A 16170-nucleotide genomic window follows, 5' to 3' on the forward strand; every position below is an offset into this window, starting at 1 on the left:
ATTGCAAAGGAAAATCTCTATGAATAGCCACGAGTCAGCTGTATTTATTAATAAGTTACAAAAAATTGTTGGTGCTAAACACACTTTAACCGATCCTGCGCGCACGTTACCTTACCGCCAAGGTATTCGCTTTGGCGAAGGTGATGCGTTAGCCGTTGTGCTGCCTGGGACGTTAGTTGAACAATGGCAAGTATTAAAAGCGTGTGTGGAAGCGAATGTTATTGTTATTACTCAATCAGCCAATACGGGGTTAACCGGTGGCTCTACCCCCGATGGTAATGATTATGATCGGCCTATTGTTATTGTCAGTACCCGTCGATTAGATGGGATTAAAGTGATAGAAAATGGTGAGCAAGTTGTTTGCTTGCCAGGTAGCACGCTCTTTCGTTTAGAAAAGGAATTAAAAAAATATCATCGTGGACCGCACTCGGTCATTGGCTCATCTTGCATTGGTGCTTCAGTAATGGGTGGTGTGTGTAATAATTCGGGTGGCGCACTGATTCAACGTGGTCCTGCGTATACCCAAATGGCGGTGTTTGCGCAATTAGACCAGCAAGGGCAGTTGCGCTTAGTGAATCATTTAGGGATTGAACTCGGGGATGATCCTGAAACGATTTTACAGAACCTACAAAATCATACTTATACCGATAAAGAGATTAAACGTGATGCAGGCTTAGGTCATGATCATCATTATTGTGAGCATGTTCGTAAAATTGATGCTGATACACCCGCTCGCTTTAATGCAGATCCCGCCCGTCATTATGAAGCATCAGGTAGTGCGGGGCGATTGATGGTGTTTGCTGTGCGCCTTGATACATTCCCGTTAGAGAAAAAATCAGCCGTATTTTATATTGGCACCAATGATATTGAAGAATTAAATGGTATTCGTCGTCACATTTTAAGTCAATTTAAAACATTGCCTGTGTCGGGCGAATATATGCACCGTGTGGCTTTTGATATTGCCGCTATATATGGAAAACCGACCTTTTTAGCCATTAAAAATTTAGGTACGGATAGGATGCCTCGCATGTTTGTTTTTAAAAATTTGGTTGATCGTGTTACGGCGAAAATCCCATTCTTCCCTAAAAATTTTTCGGATCGGTTTTCTATTTTTGCTTGCAAATTTTTACCCAATCATTTACCCAAGTCATTACGTGATTATCGTGATCGTTATAAACATCATCTTATTTTAAAAATGGCGGATGATGGGATTGCTGAAGCCGAAACTTTTTTAAAAGGTTATTTTCAAAATAAAAATGGCAATTATTTTTTGTGTAATGAAAAAGAAGCCGAAGCAGCAATGTTACACCGTTTTGCAGCCGCTGGCGCAGCAACAGCTTATCGCAACGTGCATAGCAAAACAGTAGAAAATATTGTTGCGTTAGATATTGCGTTACGACGTAATGATACCGATTGGTTTGAAACACTGCCAGAAAACATCGATCAAAACTTTATTTATAAAATGTATTATGGGCATTTTTTCTGTTATGTGTTTCATCAAGACTACATTGCTAAAAAAGGTGTAGATTGTGATAAAGTCAAGGAAGAGATTTTAGCATTACTCGATCAGCGTGGTGCGCAATATCCAGCAGAGCATAATGTGGGGCACTTGTATCACGCTAATGCCGATCTAAAAAAATTCTATCAAGAGCTTGATCCCACAAACAGTCTGAACCCCGGTATAGGTAAAACGTCCAAAAAGAAAAATTGGGCTTAATGCATGGTTGAGTTGCGTTAAATTGTAGACACCGTCAAGTATTGAAATTTAACCGCCAAAAAATACTATCTGATGGTGTTTTATTGAATAACTTCTGTAAATCTTTTTTAGATGGATAATAACGCGATACAACAGCTATCGCGTTATTTCAGATCATAGCAATTTTTTTAATTGATATAACATCTCTAATGCTTGTTTTGGTGTTAAAGCATCGGGGTCAATCTCTTTTAACGCTTCTTCCACTTCTGACGGTTCAGGTTTGTCAATTAAAGAAAGTTGCGATTTATCAACACCACTGTTAGCAGATTGTTTTGAGATAATTTCAAGCTCTTTCAATTTTTGTTTAGCCCGTTTTAATACTGCCTTAGGCACACCTGCAAGCCCTGCCACAGCAATCCCAAAACTTTTACTCGCAGCGCCTTCAGAAACTTCATGAATAAAAGCAACGTTGTTATCGTGTTCAATCGCATCGAAGTGGACGTTATAAACGCCTTGCATATGTTCTGGTAACTGGGTTAATTCAAAATAATGAGTTGCAAAAAGTGTCATTGATTTGATTTGATTGGCTAAATTCTCAGCACAGGCCCAAGCTAAAGATAGCCCATCATACGTTGAGGTACCTCGGCCGATTTCGTCCATTAAAACAAGGCTTTGTTCTGTAGCATTGTGCATAATGTTAGCCGTTTCGGTCATTTCGACCATAAAGGTAGAGCGACCTGATGCCAAATCATCAGAGGCACCAATTCGGGTAAAAATTCGATCAACAGGTCCAATGATTGCTTTAGATGCAGGGACAAAACTACCAATATAAGCCAGTAGAACAATTAAGGCTGCTTGGCGCATATAGGTACTTTTTCCCCCCATATTGGGACCAGTAATAATTAGCATTCGCCTATTTGGCAATAATAATAACGAGTTTGCAATAAATGGTGTTTGTAAAACTTGCTCAATCACCACATGTCGCCCATCTTTAATTTCTATACCAGCATTGGTCGATAGTGTCGGTTTTTGGTAGTTAAGCGTTAATGCCCGTTCTGCTAAATTGGTAAGCACATCAAGTTCGGCAATGGCCTCAGCGCTGATTTGCATATCGGCTAGATCTGGCATTAATAGATCAAATAGCTGTTCGTAAAGTTGCTTTTCAAGTGCTAAGGCTCGTCCTTTAGCGGTGAGCACTTTATCTTCGTACTCTTTAAGTTCAGGGATGATATATCGTTCAACATTTTTCAGCGTTTGACGGCGAGTATAATGAATTGGCGCTAAATGGCTTTGCCCTCGACTGATTTGAATATAGTAACCGTGCACTGCATTAAATCCAACTTTTAACGTATCAATGCCAAGAGTTTCACGCTCTCGGATTTCAAGCTGTTCTAAGTAGTTGGTTGCCCCATCAGCTAAACTACGCAATTCGTCAAGTTCTGCATTATACCCGCTGGCAATCACGCCACCATCACGAATAATCACGGGTGGCGCTTCAACAATGGCGCGCGTTAATAGATCGGCGATACTTTCAAATTGATTTATCTTGGCACGCAAGCCAATTAATGCGGGTGAAGTTAAGCAACTCAATAGTTTTTGTAATTGCGGTAGCAGATTATAAGCATCACGCAAACGAGCAAAATCACGAGGCCGAGCGGTACGCAGTGCTAGCCTTGCTAAAATACGCTCTAAATCACCAATTTGTTTTAGTAGCGGATTAACATCATCAATATAATTTTGTAATTCACTAATCGCTTGTTGCCGATTTTGTAATATTGTTAAATTACGGATTGGTGAGTGTAACCAACGTTTAAGCATACGGCTGCCCATTGGCGTTTGGGTTTTATCGAGTATGTCTGCAACCGTATTTTGTGTTCCACCTGTTAGGTTTTCGGTAATTTCTAGATTGCGACGGGTTGCGGCATCTAGCACAACAAAGTCATTGGTCGATTGCTTGATAATGGAACGTATATGAGGCAGAGCAGTGCGCTGCGTATCTTTAACATATTGCAATAAGCAACCCGCAGCACAAAGTGCATAATTGCATGCTTCTACACCAAATCCAACTAAATCATTGGTGCCAAATTGCAAATTAAGCTGTTGTTTTGCCGTTTCAAGATCAAAGTCCCATTGTGGACGACGGCGCAGACCATGGCGATTTTCAATTAATGGCATGGATTGAAATTCTTCTGGATATAGCAATTCAACAGGGCTAGTACGTTGCAGTTCAGCTTGCATCGCCTCAAAGTTGTCACATTCAAAAACATAAAAGCGACCAGAACTAATGTCGAGTGTGGCATAGCCATAATGGTTTTTATTTTGCCAGATTGAAGCAAGTAAATTATCTTTGCGATCTTCTAGTAATAATTCATCACTGACTGTGCCAGGAGTAACAATACGAACCACTTTACGTTCAACAGGCCCTTTGGTTGTTGCTGGATCGCCTATTTGTTCACAAATAGCCACCGATTCACCTAGTGAGATTAACTTGGCTAAATAACTTTCAACCGCATGATAAGGCACCCCCGCCATAGGAATCGGTACACCATTTGACGAGCCACGCTTTGTGAGCGAAATATCTAAAAGCTGCGAGGCACGCTTGGCATCATCATAAAACATCTCATAAAAATCACCCATGCGATAAAAAAGCAAAATATCGGGATTTTCGGCTTTTAATCTTAAATACTGCCGCATCATTGGTGTGTGGTCGGTTAAATTGTCTTCATTCATCATGGCATTATTTCTTTTCGTTTTTAAAAATCAATCTATTTACTTATTAGTTTGTGTCAAATAATCACTTATTTTGTTATTTAAGTGTACTTATAACGGTAATAAAAATTGTAATAAATTTTAATAAAAAAGCTTTAGCGTTTTAAGATTGTATCATTATATATGATCCCTAAAAGGAAAAGTGTGTCAATAAATGAATTTAAAAATCGCAAAACATAAAAGGGTATGTGATGATGTAAATTGAAATCGAAAAAACAAGAAAAAAATTAAATATAATTAATATTATATCTAAGCTGTTTTTATATAAAAACAGCCCAATTTTCACAACACCCAAAAGTCAATACAGTAACTATTCCGGCATCAGAAAGTGCCAACAACTGAGAGAGGTTAACACGCCAAACAGGAAGGTTTTGCGAGGCGATGCTTTGTTTTAAATAAATCACAAACGATGCGTTATAACCGCACAAAATATTTGTCTATTTTAAAAGACAGTCCAATTGCAGTTATCACTGATTTATCCGTTCAATTAACGGTAACAACCCGAAAGGCTAAAAGATATCTTAACCTATTATAACATCAACAATTATTAACGTGTTTAGGCCGTGCAACCGAGCGAGGTTATTAGTTTTAAGGTAGTTTTCAGGGATGTTTAAAGCAAAATGTTTTAGCTCACTTTTTATTCGGTTGAATCTATAACACATATAAACTTTTTGGAATGATGTTTGACTATAGTAGTGAGGCTTATCATGATGGCGGTTATGTTAAATAACACAATGATTTTATTTGCAATAATTTATTTAATCTGCGCTTAGGCTCATCTATTTAATCAATTCGTGTTTAATTATTAGGAATCTTCTTGAATAAGTCTTTAAAATTTGATAGTTTACAGGAAAGATTTTTAACATTAAAAACACTAAAAAGAAGGTAATTGTTATGACTATCAAAGTAGGTATTAATGGATTTGGCCGTATTGGTCGTATTGTTTTCCGTGCTGCTCAAAAACGTTCAGATATTGAAATTGTTGCTATCAACGATTTATTAGATGTTGAATATATGGCTTATATGCTTAAATATGATTCAACTCATGGTCGTTTTGATGGTACAGTTGAAGTTAAAGACGGTAAATTAGTTGTCAATGGTAAAACAATCCGCGTTACAGCTGAGCGCGATCCTGCAAACTTAAAATGGAATGAAGTGGGTGTTGATGTTGTTGCTGAAGCAACAGGTTTATTCTTAACTGACGAAACAGCTCGTAAACACATCCAAGCGGGTGCTAAAAAAGTGGTTTTAACTGGTCCTTCTAAAGATAGCACACCAATGTTTGTAATGGGTGTTAACGATAAAGATTATGCGGGACAAGATATCGTTTCTAATGCTTCATGTACCACTAACTGTTTAGCGCCTTTAGCTAAAGTAATCAATGATAACTTCGGTATCGTTGAAGCATTAATGACAACGGTTCACGCAACAACTGCAACTCAAAAAACAGTCGATGGTCCATCTCATAAAGATTGGCGTGGTGGTCGTGGTGCTGCTCAAAATATCATCCCTTCATCAACGGGTGCTGCTAAGGCGGTAGGTAAAGTGATTCCTGAGTTAAATGGTAAATTAACTGGTATGGCTTTCCGTGTTCCTACTCCAGACGTTTCTGTTGTTGATTTAACAGCCCGTTTAGCAAAACCTGCTAAATACGAAGATATCTGTAAAGCAATCAAAGCAGCTGCTGAAGGTCCAATGAAAGGCGTTCTCGGTTATACTGAAGATGACGTTGTTTCTACCGATTTCTTAGGTGAAGTTTGTACATCTGTATTTGATGCTAAAGCAGGTATCCAATTAAGTGATAACTTCGTTAAACTTGTTTCTTGGTATGATAATGAAGCTGGCTATTCTAACAAAGTGTTAGATTTAATTGCTGTAGTTGCTAAATAATAACTAAATTTTAGTTAGTTGATTTAAAAGAGCGGCCTTGGGTCGCTTTTTTTATGGCTTTATAAAATTAAATTATGTGACCCTAAAAAAACGCCCATTTTTACAAATGAGCGTTTTTATAATTAAATTTATTAAATAACAACAACTTCAGCTGCTGCCGGCCCACGTGGGCTATCTTGGATAGCAAATTCAACTTGTTGTCCTTCAGCTAAGGTTTTAAAACCGTCACCTGAAATAGCAGAAAAATGAACAAATACATCTTTACTTCCATCCGCAGGGGTAATAAAACCAAAACCTTTACTTTCATTAAACCATTTTACTTGACCTGTTTTCTTATTCATTTACTAACATCCTAACAATAATTAATAATTAGCCTTTTTGGCTCGCGTGGGCTTTAACATTACATTAATTATGTAACTTTAAAACCATGATAATGCGTTCAAATCTACATTATTAAAGTTAGTCGTTTTCATAATTTTGTACTTTGTTGTTTACCCAGTGCTATTACCGCATAAATTATAATCAAAAGCAAGATGTTAATCACAAATTTTTTAAGCTATGGTAAAGTTTTTTCTCAAATTTTTTAGAAAATTACATATTAATTGATAAAAAGCAAAATTTGTGTAGTTACAACTTTAGCTAATTTGAAAAGTTAATAAATTTAAAAAATAAAAAAAGCCATAAAATAATATTTATGGCTTTTTGAGTGGTTATTTTTCGGGCGTTAAATTTTATTTGTTTTTTGCTCGTTCAAATGATTCAATAATTTCTTTACGAGCAGCTTCAGCATTGTCCCAACCGTCAACTTTAACCCATTTACCTTTTTCTAATGCTTTGTATTGTTCAAAAAAGTGTTTGATTTGCGATTTGAGTAATTCAGGTAAATCATCGACGTCTTTAATATGATCATATTCTTTTGATAGTTTGCTGTGAGGTACTGCAACCAGTTTTGCATCTTGACCTGCTTCGTCAGTCATTTTTAATACCCCGACTGGGCGACAACGAATAACAGAGCCCGGTTGTAGTGGGTATGGCGTTGGGACTAATACATCAACTGGATCACCATCTAATGATAATGTGTGATTAATATAACCATAGTTACATGGATAAAACATTGCTGTTGCCATAAAACGGTCAACAAATACAGCACCGGTATCTTTATCGACTTCATATTTTATTGGATCAGCATTAGCTGGAATTTCAATCACAACGTAAATATCATCTGGTAATTCTTTACCTGCTGGTACATTTAAAAGTCCCATTTTTGTATCCTCTATCTAAGTTTATATGTGTTTGTTAATAACAATAAGCGCACATTATAAAGATTATTTTGTATCGCTCAATTCTTTTAAATATTGAAAAATTTGCTTTGCCGATTTGACGGGTTTATTTGCTTCTTGCTCTTTTTTAGCTAAACGAGCTAAAGTGCGCAGTTGCTGGCGATCGGCTGTTGGGTATAAGTCCATAATGGTTTCAGCATCGCTAGTTGCAATCAGGTCATCGCGTAGCTTTTCAAGTTTGTGAAATAAAGCAATTTGCTGATTGTGGCGATTTTTGAGCTTATCAAGCGCTTGGCTAATAGGTTCAATATCTCGGCTACGTAGAAGCTTGCCAATATATTGAATTTGTCTACGATACCCTTCTTTTTTTATCTTCTGCGCAAGTTCAATGGCATAAATAAGATCCTCATCAAGAGGGATTTTTTCCAGTTCGTTTTTGCTTAAATTGACAAGCTCGATACCTAATTTTTTTAGGGCTTCGGCATCGCGTTTGATTTCACTTTTACTAACGTAGATGATTTCGTCATCTTCTGTGTCAATAGCGAAGTTGGGTTCTAAGTTTTTCTCTTGATTATGATTCATATTATTTCTTTTGTTAACTAATATTCAATTCTGGCTTATTATAACGTATCACTAGCAGAATTGTAGAAAATAATAAAATGAGTATTGAACAGATTAAAAAAGAAGCCTTACATCAAAAAGAGAATTTATCGGCGATTGTTGCTAATGCCATTAAACAAGCAAAACCTCGTGTTGATGCAGTTGAGGTGTCAATTAATCAATCAACTGGTATTAGTGTAAGTACGCGGATGGGAGAAACCGAAAATGTGGAATTTAATAGTGATGGGGCATTATCCATTACTGTTTATCAAGATCAACGTAAAGGCAGTGCGTCAACCAATGACTTGTCCTCTCAAGCCATTTTGCAAACGGTGGATATGGCCATTAATATTATGCAATATACCTCGCCCGATCCTTGTTCTGGTTTGGGCGATGTAAGCCAAATGGCGTTTAATCCACCCGATTTAGATTTGTTTTATCCAAGTGATTTAAATGTTGATAATGCCATTGAACAGGCCAAACAAGCCGAGCTAACTGCGCTCAATCATTCTAAATTAATTAATACTGATGGCGGCTATTTTAGTAGTCGCTATGGTGTTTATGTTTATGGTAATAGTTTGGGGATGTTACAAGGTTATTGTGCAAGTTCACATTCACTTTCATGTTCAGTCATTGCTGAACAAGCAGGGCAGATGGAAAGTAATTATGCCTATACTTCATCACGCGATTTTAGTGAATTAAAATCAGCAAATTGGGTTGGCATGCAAGCGGCTGATAGAGCGATTTCACATTTAGGCGCTAAGCAAATCGCAACCATGCAAGTTCCAGTGTTATTTTGTGCTGAAGTTGCTGTTGGACTCATTAGGCATTTGATTGGTGCCATAAGTGGTGGTGCAATTTATCGTAAATCGTCATTTCTTTTAGATAGTGTTGGACAAACTATTTTTCCTAAATGGCTGACAATTTATGAAGATCCGCATATTTTAAAAGGTGTTGGATCATCGCCTTTTGATAGTGAGGGCACAAAAACGGTTAAGCGCAATATTGTTGAACAAGGCGTGTTGCAAACTTATTTGTTAGGCAATTATTCTGCTCGTAAATTGGGATTAACCTCGACTGGTCATGCAGGGGGAATTCATAATTGGTTTGTATCACCAAGCCAAACTAATGCGGGTTTTGATGATTTGCTTAAAAAATTGGATAAAGGTGTTGTTGTGACTTCGTTAATGGGGCAAGGTGTTAATAGTGTGACAGGAGATTATTCACGCGGAGCCACAGGTTTTTGGGTTGAAAATGGACAAATTCAATATCCAGTTAGCGAAATTACCATTGCTGGTAATCTTAAAGATATATATAAAAACATTGTAGCAATTGGTAATGATATCGAAACAAGAACGAATATTCAATGTGGTTCGATTTTGATTGATAATATGAGCATAGCTGGAAAATAAGGAACAGTATGGGCAGGTTTTTTCACAGTGCTTTTTTTCAAAAAATAGATTCATGGATGCCAGGATTAGGCAGTCTATTACAGTATAGACGTGAATATCTTAATTTTGACATTAAGGCAGGTTTATCGGTTGCTGCTGTTTCATTACCAGTGTCAATTGCTTATGCTGAATTGACTGGCGTTGGTGCTATAGCTGGACTGTATTCGACCATTTTGCCTTTAATTGTATATGCGCTTTTTGGTTCTTCTAAACAGCTGATTGTCGGACCTGATACGGCCACTTGTGCAGTGGTTGCTGCCGTTGTATTGCCGTTAGCGGCAAATGATCCAATCTTGCGTTGGCAGTTAGTTGTTATATTAACCATAATGATTGGTATCTGGTGTATCATCGCTGGAAAGCTGCATCTTGGCGCACTAGCTGACTTACTTAGCCAGCCCATTTTAATTGGTTTATTGAATGGTATTTCAATCACCATTATGGTTGATCAGTTAGCCAAAACATTGGGCTTTAGTTATGATTATTCTTATTTGATTGAGCGTATTGTGTATTTTCCTTTTAAAATATTACAAATTCATCTAGGTACTGCACTGGTTTCATTTTTTACATTATTAATTTTAATTGTTTCAAAGCGTTTAAAGCCTCAATATCCAGCGCCGCTGTTAGCCGTCATTGTGATGACTTTTTTTTCATGGCTGTTTAATTTTGATCATTTTAATATTCGTATCATTGGTAATGTGAACGGTGATTTTATACCTGTCGAATCATGGCTTGATTTCGATAAAGGTTTAATGCGTGATTTAGTTGTCCCTTCACTTAATATTGCCATTATCTGTTTTGTGAGTATGATGATAACGGTGCGCAGTTTTGCCTCGAAAAATAACTACGAAACCAATGCTGATATTGAGTTTAAAGCATTGGGTATCGCCAATATTGTAGCAGGATTATCCCAAGGTTTTGTTGTTAGTGGCACATCATCCAGAACCGCTGTGAATGATGCCAATGGAGGAAAAACTCAGCTCGTTTCGATTATTGCAGCAATGTTAATTGGTATAGTGGTATTGTTTTTTCTTTCACCTTTACAATTTATTCCAACTTGCGTGTTAGGAGTGATTTTAATTTACTCTTCAATGTCGTTAATCAATTTTCAAACAATTATCCGTTTTTTTAAATTTGACCGAGACGCATTTTATTTAAGTTTGACAACGCTCGTTTCAGTGCTTGTAATTGGTATTATTCCAGGTATGGCACTGGCGGTACTGCTAGGTCTATTTTTATTTTTACGCCGCGTATTTAGGCCAAAAGATCAATTACTAGGTATTGATGAAAGTGGTCGCATTCATTCAATAGGTCAGGATGTACGACCAGTCAATAACACGATGATTTATCGATTTAATTCTCCGTTAACTTATTTCAATATTGCTTATTTTAGACGAAGAATTATTAGTTATATTGACGAAGCAGATGAGTCTATAAATTATGTGATTGTTGATGCGATTCCTTGCTTTACTTATAAAGATGTGAGTGTGTTGTCGGGCATTAATGAATTAGTAAACTCTTTAAAAGTAAGAAACGTCATTTTAATCTTATCTGGCCGACGCAAAACTCTTAAAAACTGGTTTAAACAAATGAATATTAAGCTTGATGATAATTATATTGATTTTGCTTATGATCTCTATTTTGCGGTTAAATTAGTCCAAAGTAAGGAACAAATAAATAGTAAAGTTGATGATGAATCTATTTAGTTATCGTGACCATTAATAAAATCGGAAGGATTGTTTTTTTATTTATCTCAGAGCCCTTGATTTCGATAGGTAAAGCAATATTAATATAGACAATTGCCTACAAATTTAAGTACAATATTGGATCTTTCAAATGAAGCATTTTAGTAAACAATATTAGGGGTAAAAATGGCACGTGTAACTGTTCAAGATGCAGTAGAAAAAATTGGTAATCGCTTTGATCTCGTTATTGTAGCAGCAAGACGCGCTCGTCAACTACAAGTTGAAAATAAATCACCACTTGTTCCGGAAGAAAACGACAAGGAAACCGTTATTGCATTACGTGAAATTGAAGATGGTCTTGTCAATAAGCAAATTCTTGATATCGCTGACTTTCAAACGCGTCAAGACGTAGAGGCAGAAGCGCGTGCAACGCTTCATGAATCGATTCTCCTCGAAAACACGCCTTCGTACGAATAAGCTTTACAGGAATTGCTTATGCAATATTTTGATAGCTTAAAAGAGGTTGTAGCATTTTATCTTCCACCTAAACAAGTTGAATCGATACAAGATGCTTATCTTTTTGCTAAAAATGCACATGAAGGGCAATTCCGATGTAGTGGCGAACCTTATATCACTCACCCAGTTGCAGTCGCAACAAATTTGGCTAATATGCGGCTTGATTATGAAACAATCATTGCCGCACTTTTACATGATACTATTGAAGATACTTCTGTCACCTTTCAGGATATTACGAATAAATTTGGTAAACATGTTGCCATTTTAGTTGAAGGTGTCTCTAAACTTGATAAGTTAAAATTCCGTAACAGACAAGAGGCACAAGCTGAAAATTTTCGGAAAATGGTGCTTGCCATGACCGAAGATGTGCGTGTTATTTTAATTAAACTTGCAGATCGCACCCATAATATGCGCACATTAGGTGCTTTAAGACCTGATAAACGTCGTCGTATTGCCAAAGAAACTCTCGAAATTTATGCGCCTTTAGCGCATCGTTTAGGGATTAATCATATTAAAACTGAACTCGAAATTTTGAGCTTTACTGCAATGCATCCCAATCGTGCTAAAGTGCTTGAAAAAGTAGTTAAAACGGCAAGAAATACACGAAAAGAACTTATTCAACAAATTTTGTTTGAAATACGTGGTCGATTATTAGAAGCCCATATTGACGCAGAAGTTACTGGTATTGAAAAAAATATCTATGTCATTTATCAAAAGATGCAGCTACGTGAGCAGCACTTTCATTCTATCATGGATATTTACACATTTAGAATTGTGGTTAAAGATGTCGATGCTTGCTATCGCGCGCTTGGACTAATACATAATTTGTATAAACCACGTCTTAATCGTTTTAAAGATTATATAGCGATTCCTAAAGCAAATGGATATCAATCGTTACATTCATCGTTAATTGGACCACACGGCACTCCGGTTGAAGTACAAATCCGTACCGAAGATATGGATCAAATGGCCGAAATGGGGGTTGCTGCGCATTGGGTATATAATGAAACGGATGAATTAAACAATACGACCACACAAATCAAAGCGCAGCGCTGGATGCAAAGCCTGTTAGAACTGCAACAAAGTGTAGGTAATTCTTTCGAATTTATTGAAAACGTAAAATCGGAATTGTTTCCAAAAGAAATTTATGTTTTTACTCCTAAAGGGCGTATTGTACAGTTACCTAAAGGAGCGACATCAGTTGATCTTGCTTATGCAGTTCATTCTGATATTGGTTATCAATGTATTGGTGCAATTGTTGATCGTAAACCTTACCCTTTATCACAACCATTAAAGAGTGGGCAAACTGTTGAAATTATTACTTCACCAGAAGGTCGACCTAACGCGAATTGGTTAAATTTTGTGGTTAGTGCCAAAGCAAAGTCGCGTATTCGTCAGGCGCTTAAAACGCTTAAACGTGAAGATGCAATTGAATTAGGTCGACGTTTACTCAATCTTTCGTTAGTTAAATCTGGCGGTATTAATGCTTTGTCATTAAGTCAAAAAGAACGAGTGGTTGAATTAGCTAAATTGTCCTGTTTTGATGATGTCTTAGCTGAAATTGGGTTAGGCAATATTATGAGTCATTTTATTGCCAAAGGTTTAGAACATAAAGCGCTGTTACAAAATAAATCAGAGCCAAATAAAACCCTTGTTATCACTGGAAGTGAAGGTGTCTTGGTTACGTTTTCTAAGTGTTGTCATCCTATTCCCAATGATCCCATTATTGGGCATGTCAGTCCTGAAAAAGGGCTAACAGTGCATCATGAATCTTGCCGAAATGTTACAGGCTATCAAAATAATCCAGAAAAATATATCTCACTCAAATGGGCGCCAGATATTTCTCAACGCTTTGTAGCCGAAATTTGGATTGATATTTTAAATACTCAAGGTTCTTTGGCGAATATACTTTCAATTATTAATGATGACGATACCCGACTACAATGGTTAAATACCGAAGAAAAAGATAGACAAATTTATACGGTTATTTTGCAGATAGAAGTAAAAAATACTCAGCAACTTAATGAATTGATTCGTAAAATGTCATTACAACCAGATGTAGTGAATGTTACACGAAATATAAATTAGGCATTATGATAAATCGTTTTTTTGACCAGTTACCGCTGATAAAGTTAACGGGAATTGGTGAAAGTCTAGAAAAAAAGTTTAATACATTAGGTGTCTATACTGTTAAAGATCTATTGTTGCACTTTCCTTTACGTTACGAAGATCGCACTTCGACTTGTGCCATTGGTGATGTGGCTATCGGTGAGTATACCACGATTGAGGGGTGTATCATAAAAACTGAAGTGATCTTTAGACGTAAACAAATGTTAGTTTGTTATATTCAAGATGACTCAGGAATAGCGATATTAAGATTTATGAATTTCAATGCTGGAATGAAAGCAAGTTTAACGCCAGGTAAGTGGGTAAGTGCTTATGGTGAGGTTAAAAGAGGAAAAAGCTATCCTGAAGTAATTCATCCACAATATAAAATTAAAGATAGTCGTGAAGCTAAATTGTTAGCTTCTGATTGCAATGAAGAAAGATATACGCCTGTCTATTCAACAACTTACGGACTTACGCAAAATATTATTCGTAAATTGATACGCACTGCACTGCTACTATTAAAACGTAACCCACCAAAAGAAATCTTACCGACACCGCTAGCGAGTCGCTATTTCACTGTTTTTGATTCATTAAATATTATTCATAATCCACCAATAGATACTGATATAAAGCAATTGTCGAATGGGGAACACCCTGCAATTAGACGGTTTATTTTTGAAGAATTGCTCGCCTATCATTTAAGCATGTTGATGTTGAAAACCGATAATCAAAAGCAACAAGCTTATGCAATGAATGTTAGTCAACAGTTTATCAAACCGTTTTTATCTTCATTACCTTTTAACCCCACTCGTGCTCAGCAACGAGTGGTTCAAGATATTTATCAGGATATGGCAAAACCAATTCCAATGATGCGATTAATCCAGGGAGATGTTGGTTCTGGCAAAACGTTAGTTGCAGCACTAGCAGCACTCAATGCAATAGAAAATAATCGACAAGTGGTATTAATGGCGCCGACTGAAATATTAGCAGAGCAACATTATCACAATTTTAAACAATGGTTTGCTCCTCTTGGTATTTCTGTGGATTGGTTATCAGGGAGATTAACCGCTAAAAATAAGCGTCAGCGTTATGAGCGTATCTTAAATGGTGAAATTACCCTGTTAATTGGTACACATGCGGTGTTTGTTGATCAAGTGGAATTTTATTCGTTAGGTTTAGTGATTATTGATGAACAGCATCGGTTTGGTGTTAATCAGCGCCTAAGTCTTTGGGAAAAAGGTATTAAAGATAATCTTTATCCACATCAATTAATTATGACCGCAACGCCTATTCCCCGAACATTAGCCATGACAGTTTATGCTGATCTCGATGTTTCAGTTATTGATGAATTACCACCAGGCAGAACGCCTATCACTACAGTTGTAGTACCTAATACTCGCCGAGATGAGATCATTGAACGTGTCAACCAAGCTTGTTTAGATAATCGCCAAGTATATTGGGTATGTACCTTGGTTGAAGAGTCTGAAACGCTTGATGCACAAGCGGCTGAAATGCTGGTTGCTGAATTACTGGCGCGTTTACCTCATTTAAGTATTGCGTTAGTGCATGGAAAAATGAAATCTGATTTAAAGCAATCGGTCATGCAAGACTTTAAAGCCGGAAAAATTCAATTGCTTGTCGCCACAACAGTTATTGAAGTTGGCGTTGATGTACCTAATGCTAGCTTAATGATTATTGAAAATGCAGAACGTTTAGGTTTAGCCCAATTGCATCAGTTACGTGGACGAGTTGGACGAGGTTCGGCTGTATCTCATTGTGTATTAATGTATCAAGCGCCCCTAAGCAAAGTCGCCCAAGCACGCATGAAAGTAATGCGTGAAAGTAATGATGGTTTTATTATTGCCCAAAAAGATCTTGAACTTCGTGGTAGTGGTGAAATTTTAGGGACTCGCCAAATGGGTACGGCTAATTTTAAAGTGGTTGATTTGATTCGTGATCAGCATTTGATTAGTGAAATCCAACACGCATCTTATGATATCCAAACAAACTATCCGCAAAGCGCCTTACAATTAGTTAACTGTTGGCTGCCAAATCGTGAAAAATATATTAATGTATAATTGTTGCAGTATTTTTTGAACAGATATTTAATGTTGTACTCATTTAGAGATAATGAGTTTATGTGTGGGCTTCAACACTGTTGTTTTTAGTCCACACAT

The 16170-nt window shown here is 36.8% G+C and carries 11 protein-coding genes; 7 read left to right on the forward strand and 4 right to left on the reverse strand.

Features of this window, described 5'->3' with window-relative positions; all coding sequences use genetic code 11:
* The first annotated feature begins 19 nt into the window (after positions 1–19).
* A complete protein-coding gene (dld, locus tag A9G23_RS09865) occupies positions 20–1717 on the forward strand; it encodes a D-lactate dehydrogenase (RefSeq protein ID WP_065587444.1) in 1698 nt (565 codons plus the stop codon).
* A gap of 153 nt (positions 1718–1870) precedes the next feature.
* On the opposite strand, the gene mutS is transcribed toward dld, so the two are convergent.
* Positions 1871–4429 carry a DNA mismatch repair protein MutS gene (mutS, locus tag A9G23_RS09870; RefSeq protein WP_065587445.1) on the reverse strand — a complete coding sequence of 853 codons (2559 nt, stop codon included), beginning with the start codon at positions 4427–4429 and terminating at the stop codon, positions 1871–1873.
* A 930-nt stretch (positions 4430–5359) separates the two neighbouring features.
* On the opposite strand from mutS, the gene gapA reads away from it, so the two are divergent.
* Positions 5360–6355 (forward strand): glyceraldehyde-3-phosphate dehydrogenase, encoded by a 996-nt coding sequence (gene gapA, locus A9G23_RS09875; RefSeq protein WP_065587446.1) that lies wholly within the window; start codon positions 5360–5362, stop codon positions 6353–6355.
* Between the two features lie 131 nt (positions 6356–6486).
* On the opposite strand, the gene cspE is transcribed toward gapA, so the two are convergent.
* The 3 genes from cspE to yjgA form a co-directional block, all read right to left on the reverse strand.
* Positions 6487–6696, reverse strand: coding sequence for a transcription antiterminator/RNA stability regulator CspE (cspE, locus tag A9G23_RS09880; protein WP_025315032.1), 210 nt, complete (start codon positions 6694–6696; stop codon positions 6487–6489).
* Between the two features lie 390 nt (positions 6697–7086).
* Positions 7087–7617, reverse strand: coding sequence for an inorganic diphosphatase (gene ppa / locus A9G23_RS09885; RefSeq protein WP_065561528.1), 531 nt, complete (start codon positions 7615–7617; stop codon positions 7087–7089).
* 63 nt (positions 7618–7680) lie between these two features.
* Positions 7681–8217: a ribosome biogenesis factor YjgA gene (gene yjgA, locus A9G23_RS09890; protein WP_065587447.1), complete on the reverse strand. Its 537-nt coding sequence runs from the start codon at positions 8215–8217 to the stop codon at positions 7681–7683.
* Between the two features lie 77 nt (positions 8218–8294).
* Here yjgA and pmbA point away from each other — a divergent pair, with 77 nt between their 5' ends.
* The 5 genes from pmbA to recG all read left to right on the forward strand — a co-directional run bounded on the left by pmbA (position 8295) and on the right by recG (position 16071).
* Positions 8295–9647 carry a metalloprotease PmbA gene (gene pmbA / locus A9G23_RS09895; protein ID WP_065587448.1) on the forward strand — a complete coding sequence of 451 codons (1353 nt, stop codon included), beginning with the start codon at positions 8295–8297 and terminating at the stop codon, positions 9645–9647.
* 8 nt (positions 9648–9655) lie between these two features.
* Positions 9656–11389, forward strand: coding sequence for a SulP family inorganic anion transporter (locus A9G23_RS09900; protein WP_218058795.1), 1734 nt, complete (start codon positions 9656–9658; stop codon positions 11387–11389).
* 165 nt (positions 11390–11554) lie between these two features.
* Positions 11555–11845 (forward strand): DNA-directed RNA polymerase subunit omega, encoded by a 291-nt coding sequence (rpoZ, locus tag A9G23_RS09905; RefSeq protein WP_065587449.1) that lies wholly within the window; start codon positions 11555–11557, stop codon positions 11843–11845.
* Between the two features lie 18 nt (positions 11846–11863).
* Positions 11864–13972 (forward strand): bifunctional GTP diphosphokinase/guanosine-3',5'-bis pyrophosphate 3'-pyrophosphohydrolase, encoded by a 2109-nt coding sequence (gene spoT / locus A9G23_RS09910; protein ID WP_065587450.1) that lies wholly within the window; start codon positions 11864–11866, stop codon positions 13970–13972.
* Between the two features lie 5 nt (positions 13973–13977).
* The gene (gene recG, locus A9G23_RS09915; protein ID WP_065587451.1) at positions 13978–16071 is read left to right on the forward strand and encodes an ATP-dependent DNA helicase RecG; all 2094 of its coding nucleotides are present in this window, start codon (positions 13978–13980) and stop codon (positions 16069–16071) included.
* Positions 16072–16170 lie beyond the last annotated feature (99 nt).

Origin of the sequence: Gilliamella sp. App4-10, from assembly GCF_001690495.1 — a bacterium.
Taxonomy (GTDB): domain Bacteria; phylum Pseudomonadota; class Gammaproteobacteria; order Enterobacterales; family Orbaceae; genus Gilliamella; species Gilliamella apicola_G.